This is a genomic window from Nonomuraea spiralis (assembly GCF_014648435.1).
Lineage (GTDB): Bacteria > Actinomycetota > Actinomycetes > Streptosporangiales > Streptosporangiaceae > Nonomuraea > Nonomuraea spiralis.
Map to the genome: position 1 here is coordinate 1 of NZ_BMRC01000065.1, position 12815 is coordinate 12815.

11 protein-coding genes and 2 pseudogenes are annotated in these 12815 nt (G+C 66.4%); 4 read left to right on the forward strand and 9 right to left on the reverse strand.

Going from position 1 to position 12815, the window contains the following annotated elements; all coding sequences use genetic code 11:
- The first annotated feature begins 114 nt into the window (after positions 1 to 114).
- Positions 115 to 204: a DUF6461 domain-containing protein gene (locus IEZ27_RS54795; RefSeq protein ID WP_268246148.1), complete on the forward strand. Its 90-nt coding sequence runs from the start codon at positions 115 to 117 to the stop codon at positions 202 to 204.
- A 213-nt stretch (positions 205 to 417) separates the two neighbouring features.
- On the opposite strand, the gene IEZ27_RS54800 is transcribed toward IEZ27_RS54795, so the two are convergent.
- From IEZ27_RS54800 to IEZ27_RS52930, 4 genes are read right to left on the reverse strand one after another with little or no spacing between them, the layout of a single operon-like run.
- The gene (locus IEZ27_RS54800) at positions 418 to 711 is read right to left on the reverse strand and encodes a hypothetical protein (protein WP_229825294.1); all 294 of its coding nucleotides are present in this window, start codon (positions 709 to 711) and stop codon (positions 418 to 420) included.
- Positions 712 to 754: 43 nt separating this feature from the next.
- Positions 755 to 1816 (reverse strand): IS630 family transposase, encoded by a 1062-nt coding sequence (locus IEZ27_RS52925; protein ID WP_308427378.1) that lies wholly within the window; start codon positions 1814 to 1816, stop codon positions 755 to 757.
- On the reverse strand, positions 1759 to 2298 hold the full coding sequence (locus IEZ27_RS54805; protein ID WP_229825297.1) for a helix-turn-helix domain-containing protein: 540 nt from the start codon (positions 2296 to 2298) through the stop codon (positions 1759 to 1761). Before IEZ27_RS54805 ends, IEZ27_RS52925 begins: the two co-directional genes overlap by 58 nt.
- A 27-nt stretch (positions 2299 to 2325) precedes the next feature.
- Positions 2326 to 2895, reverse strand: a complete 570-nt coding sequence (locus IEZ27_RS52930; RefSeq protein ID WP_189654238.1) for a hypothetical protein — start codon at positions 2893 to 2895, stop codon at positions 2326 to 2328.
- 285 nt (positions 2896 to 3180) lie between these two features.
- Here IEZ27_RS52930 and IEZ27_RS52935 point away from each other — a divergent pair, with 285 nt between their 5' ends.
- Positions 3181 to 4248, forward strand: a complete 1068-nt coding sequence (locus IEZ27_RS52935) for a twin-arginine translocation signal domain-containing protein (RefSeq protein ID WP_189654239.1) — start codon at positions 3181 to 3183, stop codon at positions 4246 to 4248.
- On the opposite strand, the gene IEZ27_RS52940 is transcribed toward IEZ27_RS52935, so the two are convergent.
- The 3 genes and pseudogenes from IEZ27_RS52940 to IEZ27_RS52955 form a co-directional block, all read right to left on the reverse strand.
- A protein-coding gene (locus tag IEZ27_RS52940) for an IS3 family transposase (RefSeq protein WP_189654240.1) occupies positions 4228 to 5402 on the reverse strand; the annotation gives its coding sequence in 2 pieces (ribosomal slippage) (positions 4228 to 5141 and positions 5141 to 5402; 1176 coding nt in all). The genes IEZ27_RS52935 and IEZ27_RS52940 overlap by 21 nt on opposite strands.
- 288 nt (positions 5403 to 5690) lie before the next feature.
- Positions 5691 to 6037: pseudogene (locus IEZ27_RS54810) on the reverse strand (helix-turn-helix domain-containing protein); the annotation flags it as partial.
- A gap of 111 nt (positions 6038 to 6148) precedes the next feature.
- A complete protein-coding gene (locus IEZ27_RS52955) occupies positions 6149 to 6550 on the reverse strand; it encodes a transposase (RefSeq protein WP_189654242.1) in 402 nt (133 codons plus the stop codon).
- A gap of 126 nt (positions 6551 to 6676) precedes the next feature.
- Between IEZ27_RS52955 and IEZ27_RS52960 the strand changes: the two genes are divergently transcribed.
- Positions 6677 to 8377, forward strand: coding sequence for an IS1182 family transposase (locus tag IEZ27_RS52960; protein ID WP_189654243.1), 1701 nt, complete (start codon positions 6677 to 6679; stop codon positions 8375 to 8377).
- A 34-nt stretch (positions 8378 to 8411) separates the two neighbouring features.
- Here the strand turns inward: IEZ27_RS52960 and IEZ27_RS52965 are convergent, their stop codons facing one another.
- On the reverse strand, positions 8412 to 9974 hold the full coding sequence (locus IEZ27_RS52965; RefSeq protein WP_189654244.1) for a hypothetical protein: 1563 nt from the start codon (positions 9972 to 9974) through the stop codon (positions 8412 to 8414).
- 213 nt (positions 9975 to 10187) lie between these two features.
- Positions 10188 to 11023 (reverse strand): annotated as a pseudogene (locus IEZ27_RS52970) (transposase family protein).
- A 600-nt stretch (positions 11024 to 11623) separates the two neighbouring features.
- On the opposite strand from IEZ27_RS52970, the gene IEZ27_RS52975 reads away from it, so the two are divergent.
- Positions 11624 to 12439, forward strand: a complete 816-nt coding sequence (locus IEZ27_RS52975; RefSeq protein WP_229825302.1) for an ArsR/SmtB family transcription factor — start codon at positions 11624 to 11626, stop codon at positions 12437 to 12439.
- The last annotated feature ends 376 nt before the right edge of the window (positions 12440 to 12815 follow it).

Genomic DNA, 12815 nt, shown 5'->3' on the forward strand with positions numbered 1-12815 from the left:
CCGCCGAATATGAACGTCGACACGTAATCAAGAGCATTCAGGAAGACGGCTATGCTGCCGCGTAGCCGAAAGCCTTGACGTGTCTACCGAGCCGGGGCAACTCCTGTCTTCGCCCTGGCCGAGAACCTGACCGGGATCAAGTTGACCGCGCAACTGCTGCAGGAGTCGACCTACCTGTGCGCGGTCGCGCCGCACCCGTCCTGAGCTGGTTCTGTCGAGGTCCGCCGCGCCGTCGACCACGATGGTGCGCGAGCCCGCCGGCCTCGGAAGCGATCGGCGCGGCGAGGAGGATCGCGATCTAGTGGCTCGTCACCGAACGTTGGTCGGGTAATCGATCTCGGGTGGGTGGACCCGTCGGCCGGCTCCGAGGGTTTAGCCCTCCTGGGGAGGCGCAGCCTGCCAGTTGGCTTCCGGGGCCTAGGATGACGCGCGATGAATGAGCCTGATGCGGGGAGTCGGCAGTTGCTGGAGGTCCTGCGGGCTGACCCGGAGTCTTGGTCCGGTCTGGGCTTCGCCCCCGCCGAGGATGACGACACCTGGGACGCCAACGCCGAACGTCGTGTGGCGGTGTTGGCTGCGATTCTGTTCGATCCACGGGCTGCTGATCGGGCTTTGCTGAAGTTCCTGCTGCAGCAGGATATTCGGGAGGCTGAAGAGTTCTGGGGTGTGTCCGACGGGCTGAGACTTGGCATGTTGTTGCTGGCCGAGCATCGCTGCGTGGATGATGCCTGGCTGCAGTGGAGCGCGAAGATCGCTAACTTCGACACGGAGATGGGTCTGGATCTGTGGGCTGTTCTCGCTGGCGGTGTGGTCGCGGTGCGGTCGATGGTGGCGACAAGTGATCACCCGGAGCGCGACGAACTCCTAGAGCGTCTGGCCGAAGAGCCGTATGTCGATGCCACGGATGAGGATGTCGAGCGTTGGTTGCTGCAGCAGCGCACTCAGTATTTCCAGGCCCCTCACGCAACCTTGGACGGGTAACTGGTCCAGCTTCTGATGGTGAGCTGGCGGCGAAGTTCGTCTTGGGCTGGGCTCGGGCGTTGCGCCAGCGCACGTACGCGCCGATCGCCGCGTTCTGCTCATCGTGGCTGCGGTGATCGGTGCCGTTGAGGGCGTAGTAGCGCAGCGCGGCGAACTCGGACTCGATCCAGTTCAGCCACGAGCCATAGGTCGTCAGGAACACCAGCTCGACATCGTTGGCCCCGGCCCAGGAGCGGACCTGAGGATGCTTGTGCGGGGAGTAGTTGTCGGCGATCACATACAGCTTCTCGCCGGGCCATCGGGCGCGGAGCGTCTCGAGGAAGGCCAAGTACTCCCGCCAGCGCTTGCGGGTGCGGATGCGGTAGTAGAGCTGGCCGGTGGCCAGGTCGAGTGCGGCGATCATCTGCATCACGCCGTGGTAGCGGTGGTAGGTGGCCCGCCGCCGGGCCGGCGAGCGGGCCGGCCGCCAGCGCTTGCCCTTGAGTGGCATCAGGCTCAACGGGCCGACCTCATCGACGCAGATCACCCGCCCGTCGGCCGGTGGGTGATCGTATAACTCCAGCACGCGCTGCATCCTGGCGATGAAGTGCGGGTCGGTGGAGGACTTCCACGTCGTGGTGGTCTGCCAGCTCACCCCGCCCTTGCGCAGGATCCGCCGCAGATGCTCACGGCTGATCGCCGCCACGACACCCCGTGCGATGAGGTGCTCGGCCAGGGTGCGCAGGCTCCAGGTCGACATCCCTTCGATGCCCCACTCGGTGGGGGCCGTCGTGGCGATCAGGCAGATGTGCTCACGCACCCGCTCACTGATCGCCGGTGGACGGCCCCGCTCCAGTTTGGGTCCAGCGCGTCGAACCCCCGCTCGTTGAAGGCGTGGATGACATCACGCACGTAGTCGTCGCTGACCTGCATCAACGAGGTGATGTCCGGAACGCTTTGGCCTTGGCCGGACATTATCACCACGATCGCCCGCCGCAGCTTGATCGGATCCTTCGCATTACGCGTGATCCGCTTCAGCTTGCGGCCTTCCTCCATCGTCAGCGGCCGGACGAACACTTCCGGTCGGCGCGCGGCGAGCCCGGCCCGCATGGTGAGGGCGAGGAAGAACCGATTGCCTGAGGCGAAGTTGGCGGCGTTGCCGAAGGCGTCCAGGTAGCGGCGCCGGGCGGCGGCCGTGCGCTCGTTCAGCAGGAACGGCAGGATCTGGTTGCGGGGTCGCGACAACCCCGGCGGCGGGATCGGGGACCCGTACCACGTACTGCAGTTCGGCGAAGTGGTCGCCGCCGCCGACCCTCCACGACACTCGACGCGGGACACCAAGGTCTCCAACGAAGTCGGGCCGGTTCACAGTGAGCCGATGCTCAGGGTGAGCGGGCCAGAGACGCCGGCGAGCCCTTGCGCGGTGAGACAGGCTTGCGGCTTCGTGCTGAACATGGTGAACGTGCCGGTCCACCGCGCTCCCCTGAACTCGCCGTCGACCACCACGCCCTTGATCAGAACAAGGCTTTCGGCGCCGTTGAGCGAGACGGTGGAGGTGGAGGACAGCGTGCTGGTGTTGCCGTTGTTCCACGTGATCCGCCGGCTCCCGGCCCTCGTGCCAGAGGTGCAGGAGAACGTCCCTGTGGCGGAGAAGGTCGACGTGGCTTGGAAAATGGTGGGATCACTGCTGGAGACGCACTCGATCAAGGGATCCTTCCCACTGACCGTGACCTCCCGAGGCTGGTCGGTGAGGCCGGGAGTGTAGGTCACCGTCTGAGAACCAGTGCACTCGGTGGCCCCGATCGCAGCACGTGCGCCGGTCGCGGCCGGGACGAGCACGGCGACGAGCAACGCAAGGCCGCCGATTGCCGGCCCGGCGAACCGAGGCCCGCGTGAGGTGGACACGACCGGCGGAACGACCCTGAGGATCGACATTCCCTCTCCTGACTACGACGCAATGGCCACAGTTGGCGGACCTCGCTCGTCCCGGGCCGAAAAACCCGCAGACTTGCTACTTACCGTTACCTTGCACAAACATTAAGTCAACATTCCGGTCCGGGACAGCTTGGAGCTGGAGTGGGAGTGACGGCGCGACGGAGGGCCTGGCATCGGCGGACGATCTCGTCGGCGCCATGGCGGGTGACTGCTTGGCCGAGCGGGGGTCGCCCTCGCCGGTCTTGCCGCGTGAGGCGCGGCGGCTTTCGAGAGGCAGGACAGACAGTGGTCACACGCAGGACATTCCTCGGCACCGCCACCGCGGCCGGTGCCACGACGCTGCTCGGCGGCAACGTCCTGCCCGTCGCACGTTCCGGCACATCCCCGTCGAATCCGGCACGCGACGCGATCCGTGCGGTCAACGCCGACACGCGGCGGAACTACGCCGCACTGAAAGCTGACCTCATCAACCACCTGGGCCCGGTCATCGTCGTCCAGAACGACCACCGAGGTGGTCTGTACAGCCTCGTCTCGAACGGGCAGGCACTGGAGTCGCTGCACCCGGTCGACGAGATCTTCGAACTGGCGAAGTCGATCGCCCACCTCCCGCTGGGCCTCTTCACGATCATCGCCCCCTACCTGCCCAAGCGGGTCCCGGCGTTCCAGAGCGCCAGAATCGATCCGCACGACCTGGACATGGTCGCCTTCAAGGGGCTGGGGGACGGCTGGGTCCAGCCGCTCCAGGACGTCTCCGCCACGATGACCACGGCCCGGCAGCAACTCGACGAGGCGAAACTTCCACCTGGCCTTCAGCAGTCGTGCGCAGACATTCTCGACAGATCACGCGAATTCATCGCGGACACAACTCGAAGCCGCTCCTTCGACATGAAGTCCTTCGAGGACTACTCGGGCAGCGTGTACCCGAACATCCGCACCAACATGTACTGGGCGTCCAAAGTGCAGATCGAAGGCGTCGCGGACATCATGACCCGCTGGCGCGGACAACTCGGCGATGACGCCTGGAAAGGCCTGTACGTCGTCGTCTTCACGATCTGGACCACATCCTCCCTGAACCAGAACTCCATCATCATCAAGAAGTTCATGGACCCGGCAAAGGCCGACACCCACCTGATCGACATATCCACGGCCGAGATCCCCTCCAAGCCGATCCCCGTCGCCCTGGACAACGTCGCCCGGATCGTGCAGGACAACATCGCCGCAGAGATGATCTTCTGCACCGACACGAAACTCGCCGACGCTCTCAAGGGCCCGGACGAGCTTCTGTCCGTGAGGGGCCACGGATATTCCGGACAGCCGTCTTGTGGGCGTAGCCTATGCGGCCGTTGGGGCTGAAACGGACTCGTTGAGCACTTCGAAGGGTGGCCGGTAGCCGAGCGCCGAGTGCAGGCGCCGGTGGTTGTAGAACCCCTCGATGTAGCGGATGACCTGCCGTCTTGCCTTGGCTCGGGTGGTGAAGACGTAGCGGTGCAGCCATTCGTTCTTGAGGGCGGAGAAGAACGATTCGGCCATCGCGTTGTCGTAGCAGACGCCGGTGCGGCCGACCGAGCGGCGGATCCCCAGGCCGGTCAGGAAGCGGCCGAACTCATCTGAGGTGTAGTTCGAGCCGCGGTCGGTGTGGAACAGGGCGCCGGGCTGCAGCAAGCCGGTGCCGGCGGCCATCCGGATCGCGTCCGTGACCAGTTCGGTGCGGTAGTGGTCGGCCATCGCCCAGCCCAGCACCGCCTTGCTGTGACAGTCGATCACGGTGGCCAGGTAGAGGAAGCCCTCCCAGGTGCGGACGTAGGTGATGTCGCCGACCAGCTTGGTGCCCGGCCGGGCGGCGGTGAAGTCGCGGCTGACCAGGTCGGGGATGCCGCGGAAGTCGCCCCGCACCGTTGTGACGGGCCGGAACGCGCGCACCTGAGCCGGGACCAGGCCCTGCTCCCGCATCAGGGCACGCACCAACTCGGCCGAGCAGTGCTCACCGCGGCGGCCCAGGGCGGCGTGCACCCGCCGGTAGCCGTAGGTCTCGTGCGAGCCGGCGAAGATCTCGGCAACCGATGCGGCCAGCAGCGTCCGGCGTTGCGCGGTGGCCGAGGCCGGCCGCTCGCGCCATTCGTAGTAGCCCGAGCGGGACACGCTCAGCCAGGAGCACATCTTCACGATCGAGTGGCAGGCCTTCTCCGCGTCGATGAGTTCGTACTTGGCGAGCGTCATCGAGTCTCGGAGGCGAAGAAGGCGGCCGCTTTTTTCAGGAAGATCAGCTTCTCGCGCAGTTCGGCGTTCTCCCGCTCCAACTCCCGGATCCGCGCCCGCTCCGGCCCAGAGAGCGCCTGCCGCTCCTCCTGCGCGCTCGCGATCCGATGCCGGTTCACCCAGCTGCCCAGCGTGCTGGCGTTGATGTCGAACTCCCGCGCCACGGACGCGACCGTCCGATCGCCCTCCAGCACCATGCGGATGGCTTCTTCCTTGAACTCGGGCGAGAACTGCCTGCGACGCCTCGTCACGTACCTACCTCTTCCAGACTTCTGTCAGCTTATGTGGCTGACTGTCCGGAATCTGCTGGGCACCTCACCGACGAGATCCTGCGACTGCTCGGCGGCGTGCACGGCGGGAAAGACCAGGCGTGCTGACGCCCTGGGCAATCGCCAGAAAGCCCTGGTCTTTACGCAGCCGCCGATCATCGCAACGTTGTGGGAGATTCCACGTCGCGACCACCGCAGGCAGCCGCGCGACCTGCTGGTGAGGAAGGGCGGGCCCCCACGGCCCACACCCAGGCCCGCGAGCGCCTCCGCGCGGCGCTTGGCCGAGTAGTACGGCCGGTCGGCGCGTACCCGGTCGGTGGGGATGAGCATGCCGTCCAGCACCAGGTAGTGCAGACCATCCCGTACGGTCTTGCGTAAGGCGCGGTCGAGCTTGGGAGCGCGGGCGCGCAGCAGGGCGACGGTCTCCTCCACCTACCGCCAGGCGGTGGCGACCGAAACCCCAAATCCGGCGGCGAGCTCGGTGTAGGTCTCGCCTTTGCGCAGGTAGACCCGAACCAGCAGGGCCTGCTGGGCGGGGTTGAGGCGTCGCCACAGCCGATGGCCTTGCGGTGGCGGCGGATGATGCCGGCCACGTAGTTCAGCGTTGAGCGCGACAAATCGACGGCAGCACGATGCTTCTATGGCCTGTCAAGCGAGGACGGACGATTCGGCTACGGGTGTCTGAGGGCGGAGGAGGATCTTGTTGAGCTGGCGGGTGACGTATCGCTTCAGACAGCGGATGATCTCTCTTTGGACAGCCCGTCGGTGGTTCTGCGTTCGACGTAGGAGCGGGTGGATGGATCGCAGGACATGCGCGACAGCACGATGACGTACAGTGCCCGGTTGGCCTGCCGATCGCCGCTATGGTTAAGCCGGTGGCGTCGTGTTTTGCCGCTGGAGGCGGGGACCGGTGACACCCCGCACAGCGCCGCGAACGATCCCTCAGAGCGCAGCCGATCGGGATTGTCGCCGCAAGTGGCCAGCAGTTGCGCGGCGGTCTCCACACCCACGCCCTGGATGGCCAGCAGCTCGGGTCGGGCCTGCTCGATGAGCCCTTTTAACTGGTTGTAGGCGGCGTCAATCTCGGCACTGAGGGCGCGGTAGCGAGCGGCGAGGTGTCGCAGCGCCACCTTGACACTCTGAGCTTGACTCTGTCGGGAATCTTGAAAACATCCGGCATGTCCCGAAGGGCGACTGATCAGTAACTGTGAGGCTTCTGGGGTCGGCGAAGTCGGTCATTCCCCCGAGGTGGTCAGGTGTCTCTACCGGTTCGTCCCCGGTCCGCGCTGGAGGTCCCGGAGCTCACCGCCCAGGTAGCACGAGCGAGTAATCCCCGTGGCACCCCGGCCATGTGGATCCGCGATCGGCTGGACGGGTTATGGAGCGATGAGGACTTCGCGCAGTGGTATCCCCGCGACGGCCGGCCGGGACTCTCACCCGCCCAACTGGCCACGGTGAGCGTGCTGCAATTCGTGCTGGACCTTTCCGACCGCGATGCCGCCGAGGCCGTGCGCTGTCGCATCGACTTCAAGTACGCGCTCGGCCTCGAACTGGACGACCCCGGCTTCCACCACAGCGTGCTCGGTGACTTCCGTGACCGCCTGCTGCAGGACGGGCGGGCGGACCGGCTTCTCGATCTGGCCCTGGCCCGTCTGAAGGAGGCCGGACTGGTCCGCGAGCGCACCACCCAGCGCACCGATTCCACTCATGTCCTGGCCACCGTGCGTGACCTGACCCGCCTGGAGTTGGTCACCGAGGCCATGCGCGCAGCCCTGGAGGAACTGGCCCGCACTGCCGCTCACGCGCTGAACGGCTTGGTCGGTGAGGACTGGGGACGCCGCTACGGCCGGCAGGTCCGCCTGGGCAAGAACCCCACCCGGCCCAAGACCAGGATCAACACCACCGGGGCAGATGCCCGTCGCCTGCTGGAACACCTGAGCCGAAACCATCCCGGCCTGCTGGGCGGCCCCCAGGTGCAGGCCCTGCGACAGATCCTGGTGCAGAACTACTACTGCGACTCCACCGGGCGGCTGCGCTGGCGTGACGATGACGACGATAGCGGTCTGCCGCCCTCGGCCAAGCGGATCATCTCGCCCTACGACCTGACGGCCCGCTATGCGCGTCGGGGGCAGGTCACCCGTTGGCAGGGGTTCCTCGCGCACGTGACCGAGACCTGCTCCGGCGACGGCCCCAATGTGATCACGGACGTGGTCACCATGCCCGCGACCAGCGCTGACACCGAGGTCCTGCCCGGTATCCACACCCGGCTGGAACGCCGGGGCCTACGGCCCGAGCAGCACCTGGTCGACGGTGGCTACACCTCCCTGGTCCACCTCGAACAGGCCGAACGCGAACACCAGATCACCGTGGTCGGACCGCTTCCAGGCAACCCCACCCACCAAAACCGCCAGGGTGAGGGTTTCGCCCGCGACGACTTTCGCATCGACTTCGACCGCCAGGAAGTCACCTGCCCGCAGGGCCAGGTCAGCAAGGGCTGGCACGGCCCTTATCCGACATCCTCGCTGACCGCCGCCCCGTTGATCGTGGCCCGCTTCACCAAGGGCCAGTGCCAACCCTGCCCGGTCCGAGCCAAGTGCACCACCTCCCGCGACGGTGCACGCAACGTGGGCTTTCCTCCGCGAGAACTACACGAACTGCAGCTGCGCAACCGCGCGGAGCAGCGAGAACCGGACTGGCACAAGCGCTACGCGGTACGTTCCGGCATCGAGGGCACCATCTGCGAGTTCGCCCACGGCCATGGCATGCGCCGCTGCCGCTACCGCGGGCAAGCCAAGGCCCACCTGCAACACATGCTCACCGCCATCGCCGTCAACGTCGAACGCCTCAGCCGGCACCCTCCTGGAGAAAGCGCGCCCCCACGACCGCCGACAGCCTTCCAGGACTACCTCGACCAGCAAGGCATCCCGCGCTTGCGTTCCTGGCGAGCCGCCAGCTGACCCGACAGCGAACAAGATCCCCGACAGAGTCAAGCTAGTTCACGGTGAAGGCGTAATCACGTGCCCAGCTCGAGTAGCCGCGCGCATCGATGCTCCACACCGACAGCGTGTGAGGACCGGCAGTGTCGGGCGTGATGGTCACGGTGGGCGTGTCTGCGGGGGTCTGGAGCGTCTCACCGGAGTCCAGGCGGTAGCCGTACGCGACGACGTCCTGCGCGCCGTTGGACGAGAAGGTGAACTCGCCGGGCACGCCCGCTCCGCCGCCGGGCGCGTTCTCCGGGTAGACGGTCGAGGTGACCGACGGCGCCGGGTTCCGCCGCGGGGTGAAGGCGTAGGCACGCTCCGGCCCGGAGTTGCCGGCCCGGTCGACCGCTCTGACATACAGGATGTTGCGGAATATGCGCGTCGGGGTGAGGGTCACGCTGGCCTTCCCCTCGGCATCGGCCGTCACGCGCCCGGATGGTAGGGAACCGCCCGGTACGAGCCGGTACTCGTAGGACGCGACGTCGGTGGACTCGCCGGGGGAGAAGGTGAACACACCGGGCGTGCCGACCAGCCCGCCCGTCGAGTTCTCCGGATACGTCTCAGAGGCGATCACCGGCAGCGTGGGCCGGGTGACGTCGACGGTGAACTCCTGCCAGGCCGTCCAGTCACTGGCGTCGCTGAGCATCTCCAGGGTCTCCGGCTCCTGGTAGTGATCCTCGGCGCGTACCCGCCACCGGTAGGTCTTGCCATCGGCGAGCAGCCCTTCGGGGATCTCGGTGCAGTGCCTGCCCTCCGAGCCGCCGGGATAGGAGGTCGCCGAGCCCAGGACGGCGCCGGAGGCGTCAGCCCACTCGAAGCGCGCCGACACCTCGTCGCCGTGCTCCCGGTCGGGGTTGACGACGTCGGCGCCCAGGGTGGGCGTCGTGGTGGAGACGGACGTTGTCGCCGGGCGTGGTTCTGGCCAGCAGGAGTCGTTGAGGTTGATGGCCGGATCGGTGGGCACCTCAGGCACGGTGTTGTACCAGAAGCGCAGCCCCGGCGTGGTGAAGCGGCCCCAGTACGAGTGGTTGACCTGATCGGTTTCGAAGACACGCAGGCTGCGCGGCCCGACCTCGCTGGCCGCACGCAGTCCGAAGGTCAGGTGCCGTTCGCCGCGTGCGGCGGCTTCCCGCACGAGGTCACTGATCCGCCAGTTGAAGAAGCAGGAGTCGAAGCCGTCGGCGACCGTCCCGGTGCCGAGGTTCCGCGTCCAGGCGGGCTGGTTGCTCCAGGTGGTCTCCGGGCCGATCTCCCCGGTCAGCCAGAGTTCGATGCTGGGGTCGCAGGCGCCGCTGTTGAGATAGCCCTGGAAGGTGGCGTACAGCAGTTTCTTGCCGTGCATCGGGCTGATGTCCATGCGGAAGAAGGAGCGGAACACGCCGGGAGGCTGGACACCCGTCCCCACGAGCGCGTCGTCCGCGCTGTTCCAATGGGAGGTCTTCGGGTCGGCCAGGGCGACGTAGGTCCAGGCGAGCTTGAGGGTGCTGGTGGACGCCGACGCGTTTGCCTGCGCCGGCGGCATCATGACGAGCGTGACGATGAAGGCGCATAACAGCGCCAGAACGCGTTTCACTATGGTTCTCCCCGTTGATGGTGCGGCCCCCTAGGCGTTCATGGTTATCTACGGAGGCAACGCGGCGAAAGCCCTTTTTTGGCGGCCCGCGCGAAACGAATGTCGAGTGGTGCGAAGGGCCATGTGGTGTTGAGGGGTGAGCATCCGCTTTCTCTTGCCTGTGCGGCAAGAGCAGCAGGGCACTCCGAAAACCGACGCCTCAGTGAGGTGATCTCAGCGAATTTCTGGTAGCCAGTTGTGCTCGAAATGGGTCAGTACAAGGGCCGCGCGGGCGATGTCGCCGATTGTGCTGGGGCTGGCGGTGATGTGCTGGAGGATCCGCCAGCGGCCTTTGAGCAGGGCGAACCCGCGTTCACCGATACAGCGCAGGCCGCGCAGGAGTTGGTTGTAGGTGCGGTTGTCCGGGCTGAGGGTCTGATTTCCTGGGGTTGTTTGATCGGTGTGTGGACGCCGATGCCCGCGCCGTCGTAGCCGCCGTCGGCGAGAGTGGGCAGGCCGCCTGCGGCAGCGGCGTACAGCGCGCCCAGGACGTGCGCGCGAGCGGCGGTTAGGTCGTGGACCGAGCCTGGTTCGACGTGGGCGATCCACAGGGGAAGCCCGCTGGGTGCAGAGAGTGCTTGGAGGTTGCCGGCGTGCTGGTGGGCCTTGCCGGAGTACCAGGCGTCGATGGGCTCGCCCTTGACGCTGAGGCTCTGTTCGGCGCAGCGGTCGATGAAGATCAATGTGCCGTCCAGGATCACATAGCCCAGCCCGTCGGCCTGGGCGCGATCTAGGGCCTCGTGTAGATCAGGGGCTTGAGCTGCGAGGACGTCGATACCTTCGGTGATGTAGCGGTAGGCGGTGGCTCGGGAGACACGGTGATCGCGGCCGAGCTTGGGGATGTCGCGCTCGCCTCGGAACCAGCGCAGCACCATGACCGCCTGCCGGAACGGGGTCAGGGCGCGGCTGCCCTTGGGAGTGCCGAGCTGTCGGCGTTCCTCCTGCAGCAACCGGGCAACGTACTGAACCAGCGCGCGGGAGACGTCGAGCATGGCACGATGAGCAATCACGTGGAGCCTTCCGGCTATGGGATTTCTTGTGTTGAGAACTCATCTACCGGAGGCTCCACGCCTGCCTCCGGCCTTCAACGACTTCTCCCGAAAGGCCCGATACGCGACCGCCTGCGGCTAAGAAATCCCTGCTTGCCCGAATTATTTCTCTGAGATCACCTCACTGCATCGACTATGACCTCCTAGGGCGAGAGTTCATCGCTCAAACCAGCGATGTGGATGGCCTCTTCCAGTCCATCCATGGTTACATGTAGCGATCCCTGGACAGCGATGAGGCTGCCCCCGCGCAAGGCGCCGCTAACTGGAGCCAATGGCTCCTAATCGGGACCCTGGATGGTAAGGATGCCCTGGCCGAATTTCGACCACAACGCCTTTTAGTCCTGACTAAAAGGGTGAGGCTGGACTTCGCCGAGCAGAGCCGGCTGCGTGAGAATCATCGGCATGATCCGCATGCACTTCTCTGACGCCGACCTTCGCCAGATCACGTTCGCCCCGGCTCCGAACGCACTGTGGGAGACGGCACTGAGTGTGCGCCTCTTGCTTGGCGCACAGACCAGCAGGAGCTGGTCGCGACCCGGAGTCCGCCGACTGCACCAGCAGGTGAGAGGAAGCCTGGCGGAGCGGGCCGGGGTGCTCGCGCCCCTGGTTCCCCCGAAGAACTTCATACCCACGTTCCTGCTCCAGCCGGACGCCGGAGACTTCGCCACCGGCGTCAAGCAGGCCAGTCAGACGACCAGCTCCAACTTAGCGTTCGATCTCAGCGAGCTGTCGCCCGCGCAGCAGGCCGGGCGGTGGGCACAGGAACTGGCCGACGGCGCCTCCTGGGCGCGCCAGACCCTTGCCAGTGACCTGAACCGCTACTTCACCTCATCCGTGGAGCCACTGTGGCCGCAGATCCAGGTCGAAGCCGCCGCCGACCGCACCCTGCGCGCCGAAACCCTGCTACGCGGCGGGGTAGACGCCCTGCTGGCCACGCTCCACCCCGACTGCCGCTGGCAGCCGCCGACCCTGTACATCCCGTTCGGCGACGACCATGACATCGCTCTGCCTGGGCACGGGCTGCTGCTGATCCCGTCCTACTTCGCGCCTCGCCTGATAGTGACGTATCGGCCCGACGCGGCCAGCGTGCTGACGTATCCGATCTTCGTCGGGGGGCAGTCCACCGACCAGGCCGACGTGCTCGGCCCCCTACTCGGCCGTACCCGCGCAGCCGTGTTGGCCGCCCTGCGCGACCCCGCCACCACCACGTCCGTGGCCGAACGGGTCGGCATCTCCCTCGGCTCCGCCAGCCAGCACGCCACGGTACTGCGCAACGCCGGACTCGTCTCAACCACCCGGATCGGCGGCGCCGTCCTCCACACCCTGACCCCCCTTGGACAGGCGCTCCTCCGCAGCGGCCCGAACGTCGGCTCATAACCCATGATGCGCGACCGCGACAACGAGGATTTCGCCCACTACTAGCGCCGTGTTTCGAAAGATCACGTGTGGGGCGTGTCGGTGATCGCTGAACGAAGAGGTCTCCGGTAGTTGGTTCAACGACCAAGAAGAACGAAACACCGGAGACCTCGTGGCCAGCGTAGTGGTGACGAGGCGACACGACCTCACTGACGCGCAGTGGGCGGCGCTGGAGCCGCATCTGCCTGCCGCATCGGGCAAGGGGCGTCCGCCGAAGTGGAGCAGGCGGCAGTTGGAGTTGCCCCGGCTCGGTAGACACGTCAAGGCTTTCGGCTACGCGGCAGCATAGCCGTCTTCCTGAATGCTCTTGATTACGTGTCGACGTTCATATTCGGCG

Coding starts and splice junctions, on each gene's coding strand:
- IEZ27_RS52930 (WP_189654238.1), bottom strand. CDS start 2,895: ATGTCGATCCTCAGGGTCGTTCCGCCGGTCGTGTCCACCTCACGCGGG.
- IEZ27_RS54800 (WP_229825294.1), bottom strand. CDS start 711: ATGCTCGGCCAGCAACAACATGCCAAGTCTCAGCCCGTCGGACACACC.